Genomic DNA, 23,198 nt, shown 5'->3' with positions numbered 1-23,198 from the left:
CCATTCAAAAAAGCTGAACGACCTGCCCGGTTAGAGAGGGCAGACCGTTCAGCTTTTGTAGTGTTGCTTGATCAACGCATCAAAGTTAGGGGTCATATCTTCTTCAAGATAATAATGATGATTGTCTCGAATAATCGTATCACCAACACGTGCTTCGGATGGTAGGAATCGTCTAGGGATGAAGCTTGAGCCGTTATTCCATCTCAATACGGCATATTTTCCCTCGATCCGTACCAATGTACCGTACTTAATCATACCTCTTCCTCCTCGACGAGCAGCTTCTGTCTCTTTTTATCCTTACATCATGTATTCCCACATTCCACAAAAGCTACACATCTTTACACGTGCCTGTCTAATCACTATAGGGACGTTGTATCAAAAAACGATAGAGGTTAAATGCGGGAAATGTGAAGAAAGTTTGAAGAAAACGCTTTCTTTTTTGAAGGTGGTCTTTTATAATAAAACCACGGGGTGATTATGACGAAACTGTGAACAATGGGGGGATGGTCATGTTTTCTTCTGCAATGATTGGGTTACTCGCTCTGACGGGAGTAACGATCTATGGGGTTGACCGTATGTTCACGGTCCGCTCAGAACGCGTCACAAAGAAATAGGTCTACATAGGGGGAAATCGCAACGTCTTGGGGAGACGTTGCGATTTTTTTATACGTCTTGTTGACGAGACCGGCGATCGGTCTCTTTTTGTTCCACCATCTTTCGATTCCGTTCATGAACACGGTCAAAAAAGGCGTACTCTGGCCATGCAGGAGACCAGTGGCGTTCTTCAGGGAGTGCCAAGATATACTCTTCCGCCGCACTCAATCGCTCAATCATGTGACTTCGGTTGTCACACAAGTCACCGTGACCTGGTACGAACCAACGAATCTCATGTTCGTAGATGAGTGATTGTAAGGTTTGTAGCGTATCAAGATAGGCGGTTGGGTCGTGTTCGATAAACGGTGGCTCGACATTGGAACCGTAATCCCCACAGACGAGAAGATTCATGGATTCGATTAGAACGGACATATGTGTGGCATCATGACCGGGTGTAGAAAGGAAGGTTACGGGCACCGAACCGATTAAAATCGTTTGATCGGGTTGGATGACCAGGTCGATGTCAGGTTTTTGAATCGGGTGATCAATGTAATACTGTTCATAAAACTCGCGAATCTCATTTAGTTGGTCAGATGAGTCTGCATCGACGAAAGCCTGTGAGGCGATCGTTGTTGCATCTGAAAAGCCGTAAGCTCCGATGATGTGATCAAAATGATGGTGTGTGAAGATGACATAAAGCGGACGATTGCGACGCTGTAACTCGATGTCACGCCGAATCGTCGCGATTTCTTCCGGGAGCCAGGTCGGATCAATCAATAAAAGGGCATCCGGTGTATCGACGAGGGTCGATGTCGTTCGCATCAACGCGCTTTCGTATACGGTAAAGGATTGCAGCTTCGCTTGAATCAATGGGGTTCCTCCTCGTCTGTATGGATTCAATCTCTCTTTTCCCCAAAACAATGGATGGAACAACAAAAAAGCAGAAAGTCGTGTGACTTTCTGCTTTTGCAAGGTCTCAACCGTGCAGTGTATGTGTGCGAGATCCTCTCGCGTATATGTCGATATTGGAGCGGGTGAAGAGAATCGAACTCTCGTCATCAGCTTGGAAGGCTGAGGTTTTACCATTAAACTACACCCGCATGAAAGAAAAAATATGGAGCGGGTGAAGGGAATCGAACCCTCGTCATCAGCTTGGAAGGCTGAGGTTTTACCATTAAACTACACCCGCGAAACGTATGAACTCTTAACGTTACTTTGATATAATAGCATATACGATGGAATTTGCAAACCCTTTTTTAAAAAAACTTTTTAGGTTGCAGAATCCTATTCACAACACAGATAATAGAAAAAAGGGGAGAAATGAAATATGAGTGAGCGAAAATCATATTTACGACTGATGGGTGAAGGGTTTCGAATGTTGAAACAATCGAAACAAACGGACACGACGGTGTCTCTCCGAAGTTGGACGTTTTCAATCCGCCATGACCAAGAATGGCAAGTTGTGTTACGAACGAATCGAATCAAGTGGGTCGGATTACCAAGTATGACGTTTGAGATTCATCCGAATATGATTCAAATAGGAGATCTTCGAGTCACCCGTCACGCACAATCGAACGAAGTACGTTTGACAATCGATGAAGAATGGGGATTGGAAAATAAGGTTGTTTGTGACAACCTAGAATGGGAAACGTTCGTCGATGCGCTCAAACAAGTGAAGGGGGAGTAAGCGTGAGTGGAGAGAGGTTGTATCGGATGGAAGCCGAGGCTCGAGGGAGTGCTTGGCGTGCCCGGGTTCTAACAGGAATTCAACGATTTCGATTTTACAAAGGGGAATTGCTTGCACCGACAAACCGACCGTACGTCGTGCTGAGCATCTCGCAAGATGAAGGAGCCCTGCCAGATTTAATTGAGACCGATATGGGTATCCTCTTGATCCATGAGCGGGTGGGACCGATCTTCATGAATGTCTGTCCGTATGACGTTCAGCTCGTTCGTGTCGAGCTTCATACGAGTACCGGGAAAACCGATCGTTACTGTGCGCTGAACGTCCTCCGCCGCTTTGAAATCGAATACCTTGAACATTCAAACGAATATCGTCCGCTGAGTGCGGGTCGACTCTATTTCCTATCCAATCAAACTGTCCGCATGAACTTATTTGGACATATGATCGCCCAAGACGTAAATAGCCAACGTCTTTACGTGACCGAACGCTTGAAGTACGCGCTTCAAGCTAAAATGGTCACAGGGCTGGCATTCAAGCAAGTAAAGGAGAAAACAGCATGAAAGAGTACGAAATTGATGGGTGGTTCCGCCTGACGTATCCGGAACATTATGAATACAGCGAAGAGGAAGACTATGTGAGTTTTTACTCGACGGAAGCGGATGCACAAGGGACGCTCCAAATCTCAATCTATGAATCAGAAGATTCGCAAGAACCAAAACAATCCGCAATGAGCGAATTGAATACGTTCTTAGGCGAATTCCCGATTGATGTGAAGGTTGCTCCGAGTATCACGACTGAAGCGAGTGATATGACAACGGCCTACGCGAGTGGGATTGAAGACGGGATGCATTTAGATGTATGGTCCTTGACCGACGGGAAACGGCTTTTATTCTTAACTTACGTAGCCGATCAAGTGACCAATGAAAAGATGGAGATTGAATCGATCATTGATTCGATCGAGTGGACATAAAAGGAGACACGACGCCAACGAGGCGCGTGTCTCCTTTTTTACTGATATTTTGGTACATCGAAGTTGAGTGTGTAAGCATCAAGTGATTGATAGATATTATAGATGCTTGTCGTTTGTTTTGCGGCCCATCCGATATCCGTTGCATATTGATGCGTTCCTGGTGAAGAAGGATTGAAGCGCATCTTATACAGCGTATTTTGTTTATATGTCGGGTGATTGATATAGCTAGCCCCAATCCAGTAAGCTCCTCCGATAATCGCTTCTTTAGGAGAGAACCACTTCTGCTGGAAAGCGTATTTGGCGCCGTTTCCAAGAGGGTTGCTATCTGTTGCTTGAATACCGTACATATTATAGACGGTTGCGGCAACAGGACGTTCCGGATAAATCCGATTCCCACTCGAGTTGATCAATGCATTTCCATCTTTATCGACAGGAACTCCTTTTGCGAGAAGGGATGTACCGTGACCAGTTTCAAGGATGGCATGCGAGAGAAGATACACTTCGTTCACGCCATACATACTAGCCGCATCAACGAATGCCTGACCTTGTCCGCTGAGCGTTCCTTTCGATGTGAGGACCTTGTTCAATGTTGTTGCAGTTGTCCCAGCGCTCTTCGATAAATCTAAGAATTGATAGAATGATCGAGAGTTTGCATCAATCTGGCTAGGATCGACGTATGGAAGAAGATCATCAACTGAAGCACGACGCCAAGTGTTATCAAAGACTCGGATATTGTGTCCGGCTGGTCGTTTATACGAAATCGTGTAATAGTTCCCCTGCTGTCCTGTAATGGATACTTTTTCACCTGTGTTGATTTGACCATATGCATGTGAACCTAGTGAAGGTTGGCTTAGTATGTTGGCAGTTCCTACAACTGAACTTGGTGTTACGTATCCAGTAATGGAACCATACTTTACTTTGTACCAAGTGGTTGAACCCGAGGTGTATCGATTGACATATTCAATCTCTGCATCATAAGGGATTTTTATAAGCGTAGATGAATTAGATGAAGCCGCCGCTTTTAGGGCAGTACCTACTCTAGAGACAACAATCATTTCAGGTTTAGTTATCGTTCCTGTCACACCGTTTACACTGACCCAGGCACGAGGTAAATAGGCGTTTTCGAAACGGTGCGCATCGGTTTGAGCAAATTGTGCCATTTGACGTTCCGCCATCGTTTGGGTTGTCATTGGATAGTTTGTGTAAGACACATTTTTTTTGATACCGATTGGTGGTGTTAGCGCAAAGTCACGTGCTACCACATAGCCAGTTGTATTATTATAACGAACTTGATACCAAGATCCACTGGCTCCAAACTTAGCGAATTGTTCTACTTTAGTACCTTTTGGTATTTGAAGTAAAGTTTTCTTGGAGCTAGACATTGAAGAATACAATTTTGTATCTTGCTGGGCGTAATAAGGTGTCGCTATAGGTGTAAAAGTTTCAGAAAGATCACGAGTCGGTACGTAACCAGTAGTTGATTGATATGTTACTTTGGACCATGAACCAGTTGCGCCGTGAGTCGAAATTCGCGTAACAATTGTTCCAGGTTTCAACGCACGAATAGCTGTTTTAGAAGAAGACATTGAATTATAAAGATTTGTCGGATTATGAACAAACAGTGACTTTGTTAGTGTAGTAGTGGTCGATTGAAGGTTTTTCATCGCGACATATCCAGTGACACCGTTATAAGAAATTTTTGCCCATGAGTTAGTTGCTCCATGAAGTGATTGAAGAATTACTTTCTGTCCTTTGGATAAAGTGACAACGACTCGAGAAGATGAAGAAGTAGATACATGTACTTTTGTAGTGGCTATTGTCATGTAGGATTTGGTGACTTGAGAAGTCACTGATCCGCTCTTAGAAAGAGAGAAATAGCGTTTAGCTACATAGCCAGTATTTCCTTTATAGGACACCTTATACCAAGAACCACTCGCACCGTGAGTAGACAAGTAGGTCACTGTATCTCCTTGCTTAATCGATGCTTTAATAGATGAAGAACTTGTCATAGAAGTGTACATTTGAGCATTTTCTTTAGCTATATAGAGTGAATTCGTATTTTTTATGGATGTAGGAAGGAGGGTCAAATAGTCAGAAGAAACATATCGTTTCTGTCCTTTAAACTCTATTTGTGCCCATTCATCGTTGACGGCGTATACGTCTACCGTCGTTCCTTCTGTTAACTTGCCAACGATTGAAGACGATGTCGATGAATCAGATCGTACATTTAAAATGGGTGTGTTGACTGTTCCTTCGGATGTTGCTGCGTATGATTGGAGAGGCGCAAGGGTGCTCAGAATCGTACCTGAGACGATGGTGGCAACCCCCAATCGTGAGAGTGTCGATTTCAATATGTTACCCCTTTCGGATGAAAAAACGTGATTAAAAGTGATTGCGGTCTAAGTATAACGTACTTAAAAATTGGAAAGAAGAAGCAGAATTTCAAAAAAGGTAAATGCTTAAAATAATTTTTCTAAAATCAGGTAAATGAAAAATCCCCTTATAAAAGGGGACTGAGTAAATTAATGGATTCTATTTTGCTTCATCCAGGTAAGAATATCTGACCACACTTGTTCACGGTGCGCTTCGCGAAGAATTTCGTGTCGGGCATTGTCGTATGTGACGACTGCGAGTTCGACATCCGCATTTCGATACTTCTTAATGATTCCGTTCAATCCTTCACCATCATGCGTGACAGGATCGTCCACTCCGGCAACGAACAGAACTGGAAGGGACTTCGGATGTTCATGAATCCGTGCAGCCGTGGTGACATCTAAGGAAGCACGTGTCACTTCATGTAAAAAACCGAGGGAAGGCAGACCGCCACAGTTTGGGTCGGCGAGATAGGAGTCGACTTCGTCTGGAGCACTTGAGAGCCAGTCACTATCCGTTCGAGCAGGTAAAAACTTAAGGTTGTAACGTCCGAACAAGAGGCGTTCAAAGAAACGTGATTGATGGGTGGCACCTTTCCGTTTCATGACGGTAGCGATTAAACGATGCCCCACTTCACCTGCGACCCCAGGATGTGGGGGCGGGGCGACGACAATCAATCCAGCCAAGGCATGCCCCATGATTTGACCGAGTCGACGAGCAAGCAGGGAACCGAAACTGTGGCCTAACACATAAGTAGGGCGCCCATCCTCGTAACGGTCGATTAGATATTGAGCATCCTCGACAAGTTGCTGAAAGCCATCGCCAGGAGCAAGGTGTCCATAAGACTGTTGGTCATGAGCGCTTGTACCCGCACCTCGCAAGTCACACACAAATACGTCGTAGCCATTATCTGCCATAAACTGTGCGAACTCAATATATCTTTTGTGATGTTCGAGCATCCCGTGAAACATGAATATTTTTCCAATCGATTGCTCTGCCTGAACGTGCATCACTTCTGTTTGATACCCGTCAGGATACGTCAACTGCGATACGATCATGTGTCATCCCCCTATTAGAAAAGGCCGATTGCTTTTCCAGATTCGTCAATTCCCATATTGAGAGCCGCTGGATGTTTCGGTAACCCTGGCATCGTCAACACGTTGCCTGTTAAGGCGACGAGGAATCCTGCTCCCACTGAAGGTTTTAATTCGCGAACGGTGATGGTGAATCCTTGTTGATAACCGAATTTTGAAGGGTCGTCTGAGAGGGAGAACGGTGTCTTCGCCATACAAATGGGAAGGTCCGACCAGCCGTTCGCCTGTACATCTTTCATTTGCTTTTGAGCTTTGGCGGTGAACACGACGTCTGCAGCACCGTATACTTCTCTCGCAATGGTTTTAATCTTTTGTTCAATTGAATCGGTCAACTCATATAGAGGCGTCAGTTTACTTTCGTTCGACTCGACGGCGTCAATGACTGCTTCGGCCAATTGTCGACCCCCAAGCCCGCCGTTTGCCCATACTTCGCTGAGCGAAGCACGAATACCGTGTGCCGCACACCAATCAAGAACGGTTGCAAGTTCCTCTTCTGTGTCTGAATTGAAACGGTTCAATGCGACGACCGTAGGCAGACCGAGTTTTTTCATCGTATCGATGTGTTTGGCGAGTAATTTTAATCCTTCGCCGACTGCACCGACATTCTCGATGTGAAGCTGATCTTTTGAAACGCCACCGTGCATTTTTAGAGCACGAACGGTTGCAACGAGTACGACCGCATCCGGATTCAAATCACCGACTCGAGATTTGATATGACAGAACTTTTCTGCCCCGAGATCTGCACCGAACCCAGCTTCCGTCACCACATACTCCCCAAGCTTTAATGCAGTCTTCGTTGCGATCAGTGAGTTGCATCCGTGCGCGATGTTTGCGAACGGTCCGCCGTGGACGAGTGCGGGTGTCTGTTCGAGCGTTTGGACGAGGTTCGGTTTAAAGGCTTCCTTCAACAGTAACGTCGCCGCCCCGGCCGCCCCGATTTGTTCTGCCGTGATTGGTTCTTTTTGATGGTCATAGGCGACTACGATTCGCTTGATGCGTTCTTCTAGGTCGTCCAATGAATCGGCCAAACAGAGAATCGCCATGATTTCCGAAGCGACGGTAATATCAAATCCGTCCTCACGAGGGACTCCGTGAGCAGGACCACCGAGACCGACCGTGACATGACGAAGTGCGCGGTCGTTTAAGTCAAGGACGCGCTTCCAGACGATATGTCGGACATCGATCCCAAGGTCGTTTCCTTGATGCAAGTGATTGTCGATCATGGCACTGATCGTATTATGGGCCGATGTGATCGCATGCATATCACCTGTGAAGTGGAGGTTGATGTCTTCCATCGGGAGAACTTGACTGAAGCCACCACCAGCAGCGCCACCTTTTAGACCCATCGTCGGACCGAGTGAAGGTTCGCGCAGACAGACGATTGCTTGTTTATCCAACTGGTTCAACGCCTGTCCGAGCCCGACCGTCACCGTCGATTTTCCTTCACCAGCTGGTGTCGGATTGATCGCTGTGACGAGAACGAGTTTTCCGTCTTCCTGCGTTTTCACACGCTCGAGGACATCGTAAGAAAGTTTAGCTTTATATTTTCCGTAAAGATCAAGGTCATCTTCGTGTAATCCGATTTTTGCTGCGATGTCTTTAATCGGCAAGGTTTTGGCTTGTTGGGCAATCGTAAGGTCAGATAATGGTTTCGTCGTTGTCATTCAAAAAGTCCCTCCGTTTATCGAACGATATCTTTTTATTATCTTAAAATCATTCGGGAATTTCGGATTAAAATATGAATCAAGGCAAATCATATTCAATCCGTTCGTATTATCATTGATTTTATCATAACTCATCACACCTTCAAATTCATTCATTCCGTTCAATATTTTCCACCCTTTCCGTCAAATGTATCCGTTTTCATTGAGGGTTTGACACGATACAGTGATAGTGGAGGCGATACACATGACTGAGACTACTAAACGGACGAAACGCAGATGGAATTGGAAGAAACCTGCGAGCTTTATAGCATTTGTCGGACCTGCTTTTCTGGCATTTGTCGCAATCGTACTCATCCCATTTTTTAATGGCATTTACTATAGTTTCACTGACTGGAACGGTGTCACCGGAGAGCTGAACTTTGTCGGATTGGATAACTATCACCGCTTGTTTTTTGAAGATGAACAGTTCCGCGCTTCTTTTTGGATTACGACGAAATATACGCTCGTGTCTGTCCTGTTGACGAATATCGTCGGTTTCTCATTGGCGCTATTATTGACGATGAACATTAAGACGCGAAACTTCCTACGCACAATTTTCTTCATGCCGAACTTGATCGGTGGTTTGATTCTTGGGTTCATCTGGCAGTTCATTTATGTGAAAGGATTTGCCTCGATCGGTGCGTTGACGGGGTGGAGCTTATTCGAATTACCGTGGCTTGGTGATGCGCAAACGGCATTTTGGGGAATCGTGATTGTCGCCATCTGGCAAGGCGGCGGGTATGTCATGGTCATCTACATCGCGGCGCTACAAAACGTGCCGACTGATTTGATGGAGGCGGCACGAATTGATGGGGCGAACCGTCTTAAGATGCTCCGCCATATTACGCTACCGATGATTATGCCATCGATCACCATCTGTTTGTTCCTAACCATCTCTTGGTCGTTCAAAGTGTTTGATACGAACTTGTCGCTCACGAATGGTGGACCGTTCAAATCGACCGAGATGTTGGCCTTAAATATTTATACGGAGTCTTTTGTGAATAACAATTATGGTCTCGGGTCAGCGAAGGCGGTCATCTTCTTCTTGGTCGTGGCTGCGATTACGGTGACGCAAGTGTACGTGACGAAAAAACGGGAGGTGGAAGCATGACGACGGAAAAATTGGAACATGTCGAGAGAAACATAGAGAAGACACCGAAGCGCATTCCGCAACGTCCGCTTCGTCCGGAAACGTATTCTTGGAATCTTGGAATCATTGAGCTCGTTGCCATCTTGCTCGGACTGCTCTATTTGGTCCCATTCTATTACGTCATTGCCAACTCGTTCAAATCGATGGCGGAAATCTTTACGAATACGTCCGCCTTACCGAACGAGTGGTTGACCTCAAACTATACAGAGGCGTGGGAAGCGATGAATTATGGACGTGTCTTTTTGAACTCCCTTCTCATCACGGTCGGAGCGAATGCGGTCATTGTCATCTTCACCTCGATGGCGGCGTGGAAACTCGTTCGGACGAAACATTGGGTTTCCACAATGATCTTTTTCTTGTTCGTGGCAGCGATGGTTATCCCGTTCCAGTCCATCATGATTCCGCTCGTGAAAGTTTCGAGCATCCTCGGTCTGTTAAATAGTCATTGGGGCCTGATCGTCATGTATCTAGGGTTTGGGTCTGGTATCTCGGTGTTCCTCTATCACGGATTCATGAAGTCAATTCCTGAGGAGATTGAAGAAGCCGCCATCATCGACGGTTGCTCGACATGGGGTGTCTTCTGGCGCATCGTCTTTCCACTGCTCAAGCCAATCACGGTGACGATCGTCATCTTGAACAGTCTATGGATTTGGAATGACTTCTTATTACCATCGCTTGTTCTTCGTGATGTCGAGTTACGGACCATCCCGCTCGCGACGTTCTATTTCTTTGGACAGTACACGAAACAATGGGATTTGGCATTAGCAGGTTTAGTGTTAGGAATCGTTCCCCTTCTGGTCTTTTTCTTCGGCATGCAGAAGCATATCATCAAAGGGATCACAAGTGGTTCGATTAAATAACCCTCCCAAGGGAATCCTCCGTTCGCTACACGGAGGATTATTTTTTTTTGAAAAAAATCGTTGACATTAATCTGAATATTTATAATAATGAACTCAATTCAATTGTGAACGACGTCGAAAGGACGAGTACACGAAGGTAGTGAGCCAAGCGATCCGGGGGTGGTGTGAGCCCGGTCTTAACCCTTCGTCGAAAAACTTCCTGGAGTCGCTACCCGAACGCTTTGCCAGTAGACGTAGCCGGACCGCTCCCCGTTATCGGAGTTACGAGATGATTGTCTCGAAAAAGTGAGTAGATTCGTCTACTAATTTGGGTGGCACCGCGGAACCGAAGTCTTCCGTCCCATGTTCGATGGGAATGGAGGGCTTTTTTTCATGGCTTCATTTTCAAATATTCCACAATTGGAGGAAACGGAAAATGACAACAGCAACAAGCACGATGAAGGAAAGACAGCAGACGATCGCAGCAGTAAAGGCACTTTTTGAGGAGAAAGTCTCACGTGAACTCGGACTGATTCAAGTACAAGCACCGCTATTCGTCGAATCGGCGAGTGGGGTCAACGATCACTTGAACGGTGTGGAGCGTATCATTCAGTTTGATACGATGTATCCGGGACATGAACTTGAAATCGTTCAGTCACTCGCGAAATGGAAACGTGAAGCGCTCGGTCGTTACGGATTCGGTGTCGGTGAAGGATTGTACACTCAGATGCGTGCCATTCGACGCGACGAAGAACTCGACGCGACACATTCTTTATTCGTCGATCAGTGGGACTGGGAACGAGTGATTGCTCGAGAAGAACGGACGATGGAATATTTGAAAGCAACGGTGGAGTCGATTTACGCTGCGCTCCGTGAAACAGAAGCGGAAGTAGAGAAAGCGTACGGTGTTAAAGCGATTCTTCCGGAAATGATTCATTTCATCACGAGTCAGGAGTTGGAGGATACGTATCCGACGATGACGCCGAAAGAACGTGAAACGGCTATCTGTAAAGAGTACGGTGCGGTCTTCATCTCACAAATCGGAGATCTTCTCGCTTCAGGTATGAAACACGATGGACGAGCGGCAGACTATGATGATTGGTCGCTTAACGGAGACATTCTCGTGTGGCACCCTGAGCTCGAGTCAGCATTTGAACTGTCATCGATGGGCATTCGTGTCGACGAAGTGGCACTTGATGCGCAACTGAAGAAAGCAGACGCGGAAGAGAAGCGCGCGTACCCATTCCATCAAGGAGTGCTCGAAGGAACGCTTCCTCTTACAATCGGGGGCGGAATCGGACAATCGCGTGTCGCAATGTATCTCTTGCGCGCGCGTCATATCGGAGAAGTGCAAACATCGGTCTGGCCGCAAGAAGTCATTCAATCGTGTAAAGAAGCTGGCATCAGCTTGTTGTAATATAATAAGAAGAAACACGGAACAGGACTCGAAAAAAGAGTCCTGTTTTTCTGTGCAACATTTTCCACCCTATCCGTCAATTTTGACACCTACATTGTGGAAGCGTTTTCATTTAAAGTTGAGTTTGTAAAGATGGATAAGGTTAAGGGAGGAAATGAGATGAAACGGAAGTGGAAATTGTCTACAGCGGTCATGACGGCTGGAATGGTCTTATCACTCGCGGCTTGCGGCGGCGGATCACTCACGGACGAAGGTTCTTCTGAAGGGAATGCAGATAGTGGCGACAAAAAAGACGTCACGTTAAACGTCTTCCAATTCAAAGCAGAGATTGCGAAAGACCTTGAAGCGATGGCAAAAGAGTATGAAGAGGAAACGGGTGTGAAAGTCACGGTTCAAACCGTCGGTGGTGGAGCAGACTACGGTGCGGCCCTCAAATCACAATTCGCCTCAGGAAATGAACCGGATATCTTCAACAACGGTGGATTCACGGAAGCACAAACATGGAAAGATAAACTCGAGGACCTCTCAAGCGAGAAGTGGGTCGGAGATTTGACAGAAGTCGCCAAAGAGCCGATGACGATGGACGGTAAACTGTACGGAATGCCAATGAACCTCGAAGGTTACGGATTTATCTATAATAAAGAACTATTTGAAAAAGCAGGGATCAAAGAGTTACCGAAAACACTCTCTGAACTGACAGATGCTGCTGAGAAACTTGAGCAAGCGGGAATCACACCGTTCTCTGTCGGTTATGCAGAGTTCTGGATTTTAGGAATCCACTTGTTGAACATTCCGATGGCGCAACAAGACGACCCGGATGCATTTATTCAAGCGCTCAATGAGAATAAAGCGAAGTTTGAAGACAATGAACAGTTCCAAGAGTTTTTGAAATTGTTTGATTTGACGATTAAATACGGGAACAAAAACCCGTTGACGACGGACTATAATACTCAAGTCACACAGTTCGCTCAAGGAGAGACAGCAATGCTCCAACAAGGGAACTGGGCACAACAAATGATCCTCGACGTAAATCCAGATATGGAGATGGGCTTCGTCCCGATCCCAATCAATGACGATGCGGAGAAGATGGACCGACTTCCAGTCGGCGTCCCGAACAACTGGGTCGTCAACAAAAACTCGAAGTATAAAGAAGAAGCGAAAGACTTCTTAGAGTGGATGGCGACGTCGGATACAGGAAAAGACTACATGGTCAACAAGTTCAAGTTCATCCCTGCCTTCAAGTCGATTGAAGCCAACGACCTTGGACCACTCGCAGACGATATCTTGGCGTATTCGAATGAAGGGAAGACCATCTCTTGGAACTGGTTTAAGTATCCGGATGGAGCAGTGAATGAATATGGTGCCCTTATGCAGGCATATGTCGGTGGACAAAAAACAGGTGAAGAGATGCTTCAGGACTTCACGAAAGTATGGCAAGACAAAGTGAAATAAGCATGGCACAGACGGTGAAACGACCCCTTCACCGTCTGTGTTTTTTTTATGAAGAAATTGTCACAGGAATCCCATATAAACCACACACATACCGGTGGGGGTTTCAGTAGAATGGATGTTGTAAGCGCTTATGAGAAGGAGGGGGCATGAAACGAATATTGACTTGTATCCTATTTTTGTGTTGGGCAACACAGGTAGAGGCGGAAGAACACTCGATTCCGTTGACTGAACCCATCGTCATTGAGTCGAATGAGCATGTGGATGGAGACGGAAAAACATATACGAGTTGTGGCCATCCCGCATTTATCATGCGTGGAACCGGTGCTGTTCTCGAACGTGTATCAGTACAACAATGTGAGAACGACGATGTACCAGCCATCCAAGTATCTGGTCTCGGACATCAACTGCTTGATGTGTCGATCGAGTCCGCTGGTACTGGACTATTGATTGAGGATAGTTATGGAGTTCGAGTCACACGAATGTCCATTGACGGGAATGGACAGGCGGATGGGATGGTGCTCCTTGATAGTGAGGCGACCGAACTGCGTGGAGTTGTAGTGAAGAGAGTGAGAGACGGGATATACATAGAGAATGGATCTCGGCACACAATCGTTCGACCGGTCGTTTCGCATTCACGCTACGGCATTCACTTGATGTTTCCGACTGACGTGGTGATTTCGGTGCCCGAACTCCATCATAATTTGACCGGTGCGATGATTATGGGAACGAATCGAGTCGTCTTAAAAAATGGGAATGTACACGACCAGTTCGGTGGAACGGCGACGGGGCTGATGCTCTATGAGGCAATCGACACGACCATCGAGATGACGAATGTATCTGGAAATCATATCGGCTTGTTCGCGGAGCAGTCGGCAGGAACGATTCTTGAACGGAATACGATTAACGGCAACGATATCGGTTTTCAATTTAAACAAGCGACGGGGATGATGATTCTTCAAAATAACCTGTTAGGAAATCGTGAACCGGTGACGATGGTCGAGTCGCATGACAACGTTGTACAAGGAAATGTCTGGGGTGGGACGACGTTGGACCTAAATCGTGACGGGTATAGCGAGATTCCATTTCAGACCGATCCGTATCTGTTCTTATTAACCGATTCATATGAAGCGCTAGAATTATTGTACGGGTCCCCGGGACTTCTCCTGTTAGAAAACATTCTGAGAAGTCCGGACGATGTATCGTTGACTGACCTTTCACCGCAAACCTATACAGCAAGGTGGGAGTGGAGCGGTTCGATTTGGAATTTAGGGAGTATCCTTTTACTTATTATCATTTGGATATTTGGGAGGAAGCGATATGAAATCGTATAAACAAGTAGCAGGATTATTATCTATCGCAGGACTATCATTGGCACTCGGGGCATGTTCGAGTGCATCGGCAGAACCGTTTGAAATTAAATGGGGCGAAACAGAGTGCGAAGTGTGTAAAATGAAAATCATGGATAAGCAGTTCGCAGCGGAAGCCATCATGGAAAATGAAAAGGGATATGCGTTTGATGACATCGGTTGTCTCATGCGTGATTGGTATCCTGAACAAAAAGAAGAAGATATTGCTGCGATGTACGTGAAAGATTTCAATACGAAAGATTGGGTCGAATTAGACGAAGCGATGTTCGTGTACGACAAAGAGTCGAAAACACCAATGGCGTACAATATTCTCTCGTTCGCAAAAGCGGCTGATGCTGAAGCCTATATCGAAGAGAATGGTGGAGATATGATGGACTTCGATCAATTGAAAGACCATTCATGGGAGCGCGGCGAGATGCACATGAAAATGGATGGCGAAGGCTCAATGGATCAAGATAGCGAAATGGACATGGATACAGAAGAAGAAGGGCAATAATCGATGTCACTGTGGCGAATGGAATGGGCGCGGAGTCTGAGACAGCGTGAGAACTATGTATTCTTAGTTATATGGATTCTCACGCTCGTTCTACTCGGAGGACTCGGACAAGCACTACCGGTTGCTGCGGACTACACGAACGTCAGTGCAACGCTGATCACGGTGCTCGGTCTGTTACTTCCGCTTTTCATCTTACTGACTACGGCGATTCATTGGGGACAGGAACAGGAATCGAAGCGACTTAACTTGCTCTCGACATTTACCTATTCAAAGTGGAAATTCATTTTCATCCGCTTCAGTTCATTTTTGGTTACACAAGTACTCGTTCTATTATTAGCATTCTTCATCGCATCACTCGTCGTCGTTCAATCGTTTACAACGTGGATCATCCTGTTTGCTTACGCGACTGGATTAACGATGTATGCGACGGCACTCGGTACGTTGATCGGACTATTCGGTCGTACAAGAATTCGGGCTATGTTACTCGCCTTTTTAACGTGGGTCGTCCTCGTACTATTATGGCCGACGATTCTCGTGACCATCGTTTCCTGGCTTCCTTACGGTATGCAAGTGAACGGCATGATTGTGGCGCTGTTTCTGAATGGATTTGATTTGATGCGTGTATGGGCCAGTACGATTGTATCCTCTTCAGATGTGTTTGGGGATGTCTATCTCCATCTGTTGAATTGGATGCATCGACCGATTGGATATGCTGGAGTCTGGTTGAGCTTGCTTACGGCAAGTGGTTTCTTGTTATCGCTTGCTTCGAAAGTCGTTTGGAGGAAAACATCATGATCCACTGTATAGACGTAGGAAAAAAATATGACGATACGTGGTCGCTCCATCCCATTTGTGAAGACATCATCTCAGGGAAAATCGTGGCGCTGTGCGGAAGCAATGGTGCCGGAAAATCGACGCTATTGAACCTGATGAACGGCACCATCAAACCGAGTACCGGCACCATTCAATTGAATGGTTATACGATTAAACAACGAGCGAAATATAATGAAAGTTTTGGCTATATGCCGGATGATTTCTATTTTGATGAGGCATGGACAGTTGAGGAGACATTTATCTACTACGCTACCTTGCAAGGGGCACATCCGACTCTGGATATTTTAAAACGAGTCGGTCTGTACGAGCATAAACGAAAGCGCGTCTCCGAACTCTCAAAAGGGATGCGGCAACGTCTCTTGTTGTCTCAAGCTCTTGTAAGCGAACCAGACATCTTGTTGTTGGATGAACCGACGAATGGCCTCGACCCGATCTGGATGCGAATGCTTCAAGATTTATTACGTGAAGAGGCGGAGCGAGGGACGACCATTGTATTTTCAACTCATCAACTTGACGTCGCAGCCATGTTGGCAGATGAGGTCTGGATGATGCGAGCGGGTGCTGTTTGTGGGAAGGTATATGTCCAAGAAGAACAAGCCGCATATGAACGACTAAGAGAATTCTTTTTCGAATCGAAAGATGACACTTGTCAAATGGACGCGGCTCGCACAAAATAATAGACAGTTGAAGTGGTGCTCGGAACCTTCCGACGCCACTATTTTTTTGGGGAGATGGAACGAATGAGAAAAAATGTGACGGTTGCCCTCTTACTGGCAACCTTTTTAGCAGCGATTGAAGGGACAGTCGTTTCGGTTGCGACACCGGTCATCGCCAGTGAGTTGAACGGGGCGACGCTCGTCAGCTGGGTATTTGCCGCCTTCTTACTCTTTACGGCGGTTTCGACACCGATTTATGGAAAAGTGGCAGACTTGTTCGGGCGAAAGCGCGTCCTGTTGTTTGGAATCGGGTTGTTCACCGTGTCTTCATTGTTATGTGGGTTAGCGACATCGATGGAACAACTCATTGTCTTTCGGGCGCTGCAAGGTCTCGGGGCCGGAGCCGTGCTTCCGATTTCGATGACGATTATTGGTGATTTATATAAATATGAAGAGCGTGGGAAAATTCAAGGGATTCTAAGTGCGGTCTGGGGTGTATCGGGTGTGCTCGGTCCCGTCATCGGTGGATTTTTGGTCGAAACGTTGTCTTGGCGTTACGTTTTCTTACTAAACGTGCCATTTGCGTTACTCTCGTTCATCATGATTATCGTCTTTTATAAAGAGACCGTCGCAGAAACGAGCGAACGGATTGATTTGAAAGGTGCTCTTTTGTTCGCTGGAGGAACGACCGCGTTTTTATACGCCTTGATCACGTTCAGTGAAACGAATGAATGGACGACGGCCATCGTCGGGAGTGGCATACTTAGTCTTGTTTTGTTAGGAGGATTCTTCCTATCGGAAAGAAGAGCATCCTCTCCGTTATTGCCGTTTGATTTGCTCAAGCAACCAACGATTGCTGCCATCAACGGCTCTGTCTTTTTTGCGGCTTGGGTGCTCGTTTCGATGTCGGCTTACATCCCAATTTGGGCGCAAGCCGTATTAGGGAAAACAGCGACCGAGGCTGGATTCATGTTGATGCCGTTGTCTGTTGCATGGACATTCACATCGATTATCGGAGGACGGACACTCGGTGTGGCATCCCCGAGACGTCGCGCGATGATTGGTATGGGGCTACTCGTCATCGGAACCCTCACGTTGACACTCTTATCTCAATCAAGCTCGGATTTGTGGGTTTATGGTGCGGTGGCTTTAATTGGGGTAGGGTTCGGATTGTCGCAGCCGATGTTTATCGTCGTCTTGCAAACCGTCGTTTCCTATCAGCAACGAGGAACGGCGACCGCGACCAATTCCTTCTTAAGCACGGTCGGACAAACGCTCGGTGTAGCAGTGTTTGGAGCCGTCTTTAACTTTGTCGTGCTCAACGACTTTAAAGAAAGTAGTGCGTTATCCCAAGTGTCTTTGGAAGACTTCTTCAATCAAAGCGTGACGGAGACATTAAGCGCCTCTGTCCGTCTGCAAGGTGAACAGATTATTGCGACCGGACTAAACAGTATCTTCATCGGGGCGATGATTGCAGCCGGGATTGCATTCATCATCGCAACCCGTTTGCCGGCCCGCCCACCGGAACCTTCACAGCGCTCGTAAAACAAGGGTATGATGAAGGAAAGGGAGGCGAACCGACATGAAACGTCAAATCGGGATTGTGACACTATTGTTTCTTATGGGATGTACGCCAGAACCGACGAACGAGGGTACGGAGCCACCACCTGCTGAAGAATCGACTCGTGATGAGTCGGCAACATCTGAAGAATCGAACACCACTGAAGAGACGGAACTGAACATCGGGGAAGTGACCGCCATCGCTGAAAATCTAGAGATCCCGTGGTCACTCGCTCGAAGTGCGGACGAATGGTTCGTTTCGGAACGTGGGGGAACCATCGCGGTAATCGATGATTCCGGTCGCGTGACGCAATCTGCCGTGAACTTGGACGAAGACGTATTTGAGATTGGTGAAGGAGGACTCCTTGGCATCGCGCTGAGCGACGATTTTGAGTCGAGCGGAATCCTTTACGCATATCATACGTACGGCTTATCAGGAAGAGACGTCAAGAACCGGGTCGTGGAGTTGACGTGGGACGGGGAACGTTTCGAGGAAACGGGCGTCTTGATTGACGAGATACCAGGGGCACGTTTCCATAACGGCGGACGTCTATTAGTCGATGGAGCGTATCTTTGGGTGACAACGGGCGATGCGCTCGTGCCAGAACTTGCACAAGACGAATCCTCTTTGGCAGGGAAGATTTTACGAATTCCATTATCGGGTGAAGGGGAACCGACCGACTGGATTTACTCGCTAGGTCATCGGAATCCTCAAGGACTCAGCCGGATGGATGATACGCTTTATGCGAGTGAGCATGGGGCGAGTGGACATGACGAGGTCAACGTGATTGAAGAAGGTAACAATTATGGATGGCCACTCATTGAGGCGAATGAGGAACGAGAAGGTCTGGTCACGCCATGGTTCGAAGTCGGTGAGACGTCTTGGGCACCGTCTGGTATTGCGACCGATGAACGGTACGTTTACATGGCGACACTACGGAACGAGCGGCTCGTTGCCATCGATCGTGAAACGAAGCAAGTCACGACAATTGTCGAAGGCGTCGGACGCATTCGGGATGTGTGGTTGGACGACGATACGTTGTATTTTATTTCGAACAATACGGACGGACGAGGCAATCCACAATCACAAGACGACAAACTCTATCAAGTGACCATCCGCTAGAAACTGACGAATCCGTCAGTTTCTATTTTTTTTCGTTGTTTCTTCTGGAAGGAACGGTATAATTAAACATGTATTTTGGAAAAAGAAGGGGAATTTAGATGAATCATTCAAACTTGGTACATAAACGAGAAAATTTATACTTCTCATTATTAGTCGCAGCAAGCGTACTCGTCTTGATTTTAGGAATCGTACTGACAATTGCATCATTCGGTCTTTTCTTGTGGATCATCGGGACAATCGTAGCACTTTCAATGTTTACGCACTGGATTCAAATCGGATATATTCGGACGAACGGTGTCAAGGTGACGCCTCGTCAGTTCGCAGAGCTTCATGAACTGGTTCAACGCGTCGGGGCTGAGATGGGGATTCGTTTGTTGCCAGATGTGTATATCTTACAAGCAGGTGGCGTGTTAAATGCTTTCGCCACGCGATTCTTCCAAAAGAATATGGTCATCTTATATTCTGATGTCGTGGAATTGACACGTACTGGACAGACGAAAGAAGTCGAGTTTGTCATCGCACATGAATTGGCACATATTCGTCGCAACCACGTTCAAAAACAATGGGTTGTCTTACTTGGTAGCATCATTCCGTTTTTAGGATCTGCTTATTCGCGTGCTTGTGAATATACGTGTGACCGGATGGCGGCGCATTATCTTCAAGATTTTGGAGCGGCGAAACGAGCGTTGACCGTACTTGCGATCGGGGGACCGCTCGCGAAAGAAGTGAATGAGTTTGACTATCTGTATGAAGCGAGCCGGGAGAACGGATTCATCGCGAAATATAGTGAATTGTTGTCGACGCATCCAACATTACCGAAACGTATCGCGGCGATTGCGACACATGCCGGTGAAGAAAACGTACCGGTCTTTAAAACAGCAGGGTATGTGAAAGCCTCCATCATTTCGATGATTCTATTGACTGTCATCGGAAACGGGGCAATCATCGCCGTACTCGTCATGAACGATGATTTATCTGACTTTGTCGCATCGGCAATGAGCGAAGATTTCGAAGAGGATTGGGAAATGGAATTAGGAGAACCGATTCAAGAATTGACGTTCATGAATGCGAGTTATGAAGAAATTGAAGCGGAATTGGCAAACGTGACGGATGTGAACATTCAAGACGAATATGGGGAAACACCACTCCATAACTTGTTCTATAATGACGACATCGATCCTGAGACGGTCCGTCTCTTACTTGATCACGGTGCAGACGTGACCATCGAGAACGAAGAAGGGATGACACCGATTGATGTGGCGCGAGAAATGGGACACGGGCCGCAACTCATTGATTTAATGGAATCCTATTAATGATCGCGTAATCCTTGTTTCGAAAGAAATGAGGATTCTTTTTTAGGATTTTTGCAAACGTTTGCATAACGCGTGATATACTCATGGAGTAGGGGGGATATCGGTGAATAGCATTCGGACAAAGTTAACGGGAATGATTGCATTAACCATCATCGTCCCAGTCATTATTGCGACAATCATTTCATTTTGGTATGTAGAGGATCGAGAACGTGAACGCGGTCTTGAAATGACGGAATGGTCGCTTGAACGGGGGACGCGTCAGATGGAACGCTATATCTCTGACTTGAGTCGCTTGCCGACGAGCCTATACGCGGATCGTGACGTATTGGACATATTGGAATACGGACCGGGCCTGTCGTTGAGAGAAACGGAGATTGAAGTGCGTCGAGCGCTCCTCGCGATGTATTTGTCCCGGGAAGACGTGGCCCAAATTCAGCTGTTGATGCTTGAAGACATGGATTCATTCGCAGCGTATAAAATGAAAGTATCACCACGCTCCAAAAAAGAGCCGAGCGCTGTCCAACGACAGTTGTTGAATAATTCGAAAAGTCGCGTCCTGCTTGAAGCGTCACATCCGCTCATTCCGTATCATGATTTCGGACCAATCATGACACAAGAAGATGTCGTCACCCTCCATTTCAGACTCGATAAAATTGAAACGGACGAACCGCTCGCGATTCTGTCGCTCGATATCCCGGAAGATCTGTTCATCGGACAGTTGGCTTCTCTTCAAAATAGTCCGGAGGAAAGTCTATGGTTCGTTGGTGAGGACAATCGTGTGTTCGCCCATCTTGGAGATGGCGAGATTCCTTCGTCGTTTCAACCGAGATCGCTCTCGACCGATGGAAATCATCATCAAATCACGAAAACATTTGAGTTCGACCATCAGCAATTCTATGTCGGGAAGTCGATTCCAGATCAGCTCTTGACGGAGCCGGCTTCACGAACATCGTTCATTATTTTGTTAGTCGGAATCATCTCCCTCATTCTGGCGTTGATCGGCGCCACGTACGCCTCGATGAAACTGACGACTCCAATCAAGACGTTGACCTCGAACATTTGGCGAATTGAGCAAGGCGATATGACGGTCTCGTTCGATTCCCTTGGAAATGATGAGTTCGGCGTACTCGGGAAACAGTTCAAGCGGATGATTGAGCGAATCGATGATCTGATTCAACGGGAGTATAAGCTTGCCTTAGAGAACCGAACGAATGAACTACGTGCCTTACAGGCGCAGACCAATCCGCATTTCTTATTCAATGCGTTACAGTCGATTGGTACACTCGCTTTAAAGGGAGATGGCAAAACCGTCTATCGATTGATCACACAACTCTCTTCGATGATGCGATATACGATGCATCCTGAAGAGTCGATGGTCACGCTAAAGAGAGAAATCGAGCATTTGAACTCATACATTCGCCTGCAAGACGTACGTTTTCCAAATCAGTTTCAAGTGAGCGTCTCAGTCCCTGAGGACCTTCATGAACTGATTGTTCCTAAGATGATTTTACAGCCGCTCGCAGAGAACTTTTTCAAACATGGGTTCGAGCGAGACGGATCGGCGTTGGCGAATCGATTTGACGTGATGATTTGGATGGAAGGGGCGACACTCGTGATTCGCTGTGAGAATAGTGGACGTTCTTTGACGACGGAAGAGTGGGAACGGGTCATGTCACGTATTGAACAAGGGGACTCGACATTTTATGACACAGAGGGTACAGGATTACGAAACATTCGTGATCGACTCATGTTAAACTATAATCGGGAGGCAGAATTTATGTTGGCTACACCTGAAACAGGCGGTTTTCGAATCATGATGCGTTTCCCGGCAACGGATGAAGGGGTGGCATCATGACGAAAGTGTTGATTGTAGATGATGAATCTCCGGTAAGGGAAGCGGTAAAATTACTCGGCGAATGGGAGCGGTTCGGTGTGAAGGCCGTACTCGAGGCGAAGAACGGACTTGAGGCAAAGGCGCTCATCGAGCAGGAGCGACCGGCTTTAATTCTATCGGATATTCAAATGCCACATTGTGATGGAATCGAGCTGATGGAGTGGGTACACGACCACGCTTCATTCTCTAAGCTCGTTGTGTTGACAGGTTACGATGAATATTCGTACATGCGTCGGGCCATCCAATATGGAAGCTTTGATTATCTGTTAAAGCCGATCGACCCCGATGTATTAAACGATACATTGTCACGCGCGTTAGCGGACGTGTTGAAGGAGTCGAGTGAAGATCCGATTGCCCAAATCGGGACGTATATTGAACAACACTTTGCGGAAGAACTGAGTTTGCAAGGGATGAGTGAACGGTTTTACTTAAGTCGAGAGTATATCTCACGACGATTTAAACAACAATATGGCGTGAATCTATCTGAGTACGTGTTGACGATTCGGATGAACGAAGCAAAGCGCCTGTTAGAAACGAGTAGACAGCGTATCTATGAAGTCGCCCAAGCAGTCGGCTTTTCGGACGACAAATATTTCCGAAAGGTCTTTAAAAAACAAGTCGGTGTTACTCCGAACGAATTTCGGGAACAAGTTCAACGACAAGCTTAAAGGAGGAATTC

General features: G+C 46.6%; 21 protein-coding genes, 2 tRNA genes and 1 other annotated feature. Of the genes, 16 read left to right on the top strand and 7 right to left on the bottom strand.

Annotated elements, in window-relative coordinates; translation table 11 throughout:
* Positions 1-48: 48 nt before the first annotated feature.
* The 4 genes from KD909_RS11975 to KD909_RS11960 all read right to left on the bottom strand — a co-directional run bounded on the left by KD909_RS11975 (position 49) and on the right by KD909_RS11960 (position 1,783).
* Positions 49-255: a DUF3006 domain-containing protein gene (locus KD909_RS11975; RefSeq protein ID WP_015880796.1), complete on the bottom strand. Its 207-nt coding sequence runs from the start codon at positions 253-255 to the stop codon at positions 49-51.
* 408 nt (positions 256-663) lie between these two features.
* Positions 664-1,464, bottom strand: coding sequence for an MBL fold metallo-hydrolase (locus KD909_RS11970; protein ID WP_211781680.1), 801 nt, complete (start codon positions 1,462-1,464; stop codon positions 664-666).
* Positions 1,465-1,620: 156 nt separating this feature from the next.
* Positions 1,621-1,694, bottom strand: a tRNA-Gly gene (locus KD909_RS11965).
* Positions 1,695-1,709: 15 nt separating this feature from the next.
* A tRNA-Gly gene (locus KD909_RS11960) sits at positions 1,710-1,783 on the bottom strand.
* Between the two features lie 138 nt (positions 1,784-1,921).
* On the opposite strand from KD909_RS11960, the gene KD909_RS11955 reads away from it, so the two are divergent.
* From KD909_RS11955 to KD909_RS11945, 3 genes are read left to right on the top strand one after another with little or no spacing between them, the layout of a single operon-like run.
* Positions 1,922-2,281, top strand: a complete 360-nt coding sequence (locus KD909_RS11955) for a hypothetical protein (RefSeq protein ID WP_211781679.1) — start codon at positions 1,922-1,924, stop codon at positions 2,279-2,281.
* Positions 2,282-2,283: 2 nt separating this feature from the next.
* Positions 2,284-2,838 carry a hypothetical protein gene (locus KD909_RS11950; protein WP_249199032.1) on the top strand — a complete coding sequence of 185 codons (555 nt, stop codon included), beginning with the start codon at positions 2,284-2,286 and terminating at the stop codon, positions 2,836-2,838.
* Positions 2,835-3,248: a DUF3805 domain-containing protein gene (locus KD909_RS11945; RefSeq protein ID WP_211781678.1), complete on the top strand. Its 414-nt coding sequence runs from the start codon at positions 2,835-2,837 to the stop codon at positions 3,246-3,248. Before KD909_RS11950 ends, KD909_RS11945 begins: the two co-directional genes overlap by 4 nt.
* Positions 3,249-3,286: 38 nt before the next feature.
* Here KD909_RS11945 and KD909_RS11940 read toward each other — a convergent pair whose 3' ends face one another.
* The 3 genes from KD909_RS11940 to KD909_RS11930 form a co-directional block, all read right to left on the bottom strand.
* The gene (locus KD909_RS11940) at positions 3,287-5,599 is read right to left on the bottom strand and encodes an SH3 domain-containing protein (protein ID WP_211781677.1); all 2,313 of its coding nucleotides are present in this window, start codon (positions 5,597-5,599) and stop codon (positions 3,287-3,289) included.
* Between the two features lie 171 nt (positions 5,600-5,770).
* On the bottom strand, positions 5,771-6,679 hold the full coding sequence (locus tag KD909_RS11935) for an alpha/beta fold hydrolase (protein WP_211781676.1): 909 nt from the start codon (positions 6,677-6,679) through the stop codon (positions 5,771-5,773).
* A gap of 14 nt (positions 6,680-6,693) precedes the next feature.
* Positions 6,694-8,379, bottom strand: a complete 1,686-nt coding sequence (locus KD909_RS11930) for a formate--tetrahydrofolate ligase (protein WP_211781675.1) — start codon at positions 8,377-8,379, stop codon at positions 6,694-6,696.
* A gap of 244 nt (positions 8,380-8,623) precedes the next feature.
* Between KD909_RS11930 and KD909_RS11925 the strand changes: the two genes are divergently transcribed.
* The 13 genes from KD909_RS11925 to KD909_RS11865 all read left to right on the top strand — a co-directional run bounded on the left by KD909_RS11925 (position 8,624) and on the right by KD909_RS11865 (position 23,187).
* A complete protein-coding gene (locus tag KD909_RS11925) occupies positions 8,624-9,529 on the top strand; it encodes a carbohydrate ABC transporter permease (protein WP_211781674.1) in 906 nt (301 codons plus the stop codon).
* Positions 9,526-10,428: a carbohydrate ABC transporter permease gene (locus KD909_RS11920; protein WP_249199031.1), complete on the top strand. Its 903-nt coding sequence runs from the start codon at positions 9,526-9,528 to the stop codon at positions 10,426-10,428. Before KD909_RS11925 ends, KD909_RS11920 begins: the two co-directional genes overlap by 4 nt.
* Before the next feature lie 105 nt (positions 10,429-10,533).
* Positions 10,534-10,774 (top strand) — a binding site (T-box leader).
* A gap of 69 nt (positions 10,775-10,843) precedes the next feature.
* Positions 10,844-11,824 (top strand): aspartate--ammonia ligase, encoded by a 981-nt coding sequence (gene asnA / locus KD909_RS11915; protein WP_211781673.1) that lies wholly within the window; start codon positions 10,844-10,846, stop codon positions 11,822-11,824.
* A gap of 159 nt (positions 11,825-11,983) precedes the next feature.
* A complete protein-coding gene (locus tag KD909_RS11910; RefSeq protein WP_196431581.1) occupies positions 11,984-13,276 on the top strand; it encodes an ABC transporter substrate-binding protein in 1,293 nt (430 codons plus the stop codon).
* Positions 13,277-13,422: 146 nt separating this feature from the next.
* Positions 13,423-14,607 carry a right-handed parallel beta-helix repeat-containing protein gene (locus tag KD909_RS11905; RefSeq protein WP_211781672.1) on the top strand — a complete coding sequence of 395 codons (1,185 nt, stop codon included), beginning with the start codon at positions 13,423-13,425 and terminating at the stop codon, positions 14,605-14,607.
* Positions 14,594-15,139 (top strand): nitrous oxide reductase accessory protein NosL, encoded by a 546-nt coding sequence (locus tag KD909_RS11900; RefSeq protein ID WP_211781671.1) that lies wholly within the window; start codon positions 14,594-14,596, stop codon positions 15,137-15,139. The genes KD909_RS11905 and KD909_RS11900 overlap by 14 nt, the downstream gene beginning before the upstream one ends.
* Before the next feature lie 3 nt (positions 15,140-15,142).
* On the top strand, positions 15,143-15,934 hold the full coding sequence (locus KD909_RS11895) for a hypothetical protein (protein WP_211781670.1): 792 nt from the start codon (positions 15,143-15,145) through the stop codon (positions 15,932-15,934).
* Positions 15,931-16,650, top strand: coding sequence for an ABC transporter ATP-binding protein (locus tag KD909_RS11890; RefSeq protein WP_211781669.1), 720 nt, complete (start codon positions 15,931-15,933; stop codon positions 16,648-16,650). Before KD909_RS11895 ends, KD909_RS11890 begins: the two co-directional genes overlap by 4 nt.
* 63 nt (positions 16,651-16,713) lie before the next feature.
* Positions 16,714-18,174, top strand: coding sequence for an MDR family MFS transporter (locus KD909_RS11885; protein WP_211781668.1), 1,461 nt, complete (start codon positions 16,714-16,716; stop codon positions 18,172-18,174).
* Between the two features lie 37 nt (positions 18,175-18,211).
* Positions 18,212-19,312 carry a PQQ-dependent sugar dehydrogenase gene (locus tag KD909_RS11880; RefSeq protein WP_211781667.1) on the top strand — a complete coding sequence of 367 codons (1,101 nt, stop codon included), beginning with the start codon at positions 18,212-18,214 and terminating at the stop codon, positions 19,310-19,312.
* A gap of 98 nt (positions 19,313-19,410) precedes the next feature.
* Positions 19,411-20,625, top strand: coding sequence for a M48 family metallopeptidase (locus KD909_RS11875; RefSeq protein WP_211781666.1), 1,215 nt, complete (start codon positions 19,411-19,413; stop codon positions 20,623-20,625).
* 103 nt (positions 20,626-20,728) lie between these two features.
* A complete protein-coding gene (locus KD909_RS11870) occupies positions 20,729-22,480 on the top strand; it encodes a sensor histidine kinase (protein WP_211781665.1) in 1,752 nt (583 codons plus the stop codon).
* Entirely contained in the window at positions 22,477-23,187 is a 711-nt protein-coding gene (locus KD909_RS11865) for a response regulator transcription factor (protein WP_211781664.1), read from the top strand. The genes KD909_RS11870 and KD909_RS11865 overlap by 4 nt, the downstream gene beginning before the upstream one ends.
* Positions 23,188-23,198: the final 11 nt, after the last annotated feature.

The sequence above is a fragment of the Exiguobacterium sp. PFWT01 genome, assembly GCF_018255795.1.
GTDB lineage: Bacteria > Bacillota > Bacilli > Exiguobacteriales > Exiguobacteriaceae > Exiguobacterium.
Note: the sequence above shows the minus strand (reverse complement) of the source record. Positions and strands in the feature narration are given on the sequence as shown.

Coding starts and splice junctions, on each gene's coding strand:
- KD909_RS11975 (WP_015880796.1), bottom strand. CDS start 255: ATGATTAAGTACGGTACATTGGTACGGATCGAGGGAAAATATGCCGTA.
- KD909_RS11955 (WP_211781679.1), top strand. CDS start 1,922: ATGAGTGAGCGAAAATCATATTTACGACTGATGGGTGAAGGGTTTCGA.
- KD909_RS11945 (WP_211781678.1), top strand. CDS start 2,835: ATGAAAGAGTACGAAATTGATGGGTGGTTCCGCCTGACGTATCCGGAA.
- KD909_RS11935 (WP_211781676.1), bottom strand. CDS start 6,679: ATGATCGTATCGCAGTTGACGTATCCTGACGGGTATCAAACAGAAGTG.
- KD909_RS11930 (WP_211781675.1), bottom strand. CDS start 8,379: ATGACAACGACGAAACCATTATCTGACCTTACGATTGCCCAACAAGCC.
- KD909_RS11925 (WP_211781674.1), top strand. CDS start 8,624: ATGACTGAGACTACTAAACGGACGAAACGCAGATGGAATTGGAAGAAA.
- KD909_RS11920 (WP_249199031.1), top strand. CDS start 9,526: ATGACGACGGAAAAATTGGAACATGTCGAGAGAAACATAGAGAAGACA.
- asnA (WP_211781673.1), top strand. CDS start 10,844: ATGACAACAGCAACAAGCACGATGAAGGAAAGACAGCAGACGATCGCA.
- KD909_RS11910 (WP_196431581.1), top strand. CDS start 11,984: ATGAAACGGAAGTGGAAATTGTCTACAGCGGTCATGACGGCTGGAATG.
- KD909_RS11905 (WP_211781672.1), top strand. CDS start 13,423: ATGAAACGAATATTGACTTGTATCCTATTTTTGTGTTGGGCAACACAG.
- KD909_RS11900 (WP_211781671.1), top strand. CDS start 14,594: ATGAAATCGTATAAACAAGTAGCAGGATTATTATCTATCGCAGGACTA.
- KD909_RS11895 (WP_211781670.1), top strand. CDS start 15,143: ATGTCACTGTGGCGAATGGAATGGGCGCGGAGTCTGAGACAGCGTGAG.
- KD909_RS11890 (WP_211781669.1), top strand. CDS start 15,931: ATGATCCACTGTATAGACGTAGGAAAAAAATATGACGATACGTGGTCG.
- KD909_RS11885 (WP_211781668.1), top strand. CDS start 16,714: ATGAGAAAAAATGTGACGGTTGCCCTCTTACTGGCAACCTTTTTAGCA.
- KD909_RS11880 (WP_211781667.1), top strand. CDS start 18,212: ATGAAACGTCAAATCGGGATTGTGACACTATTGTTTCTTATGGGATGT.
- KD909_RS11875 (WP_211781666.1), top strand. CDS start 19,411: ATGAATCATTCAAACTTGGTACATAAACGAGAAAATTTATACTTCTCA.
- KD909_RS11865 (WP_211781664.1), top strand. CDS start 22,477: ATGACGAAAGTGTTGATTGTAGATGATGAATCTCCGGTAAGGGAAGCG.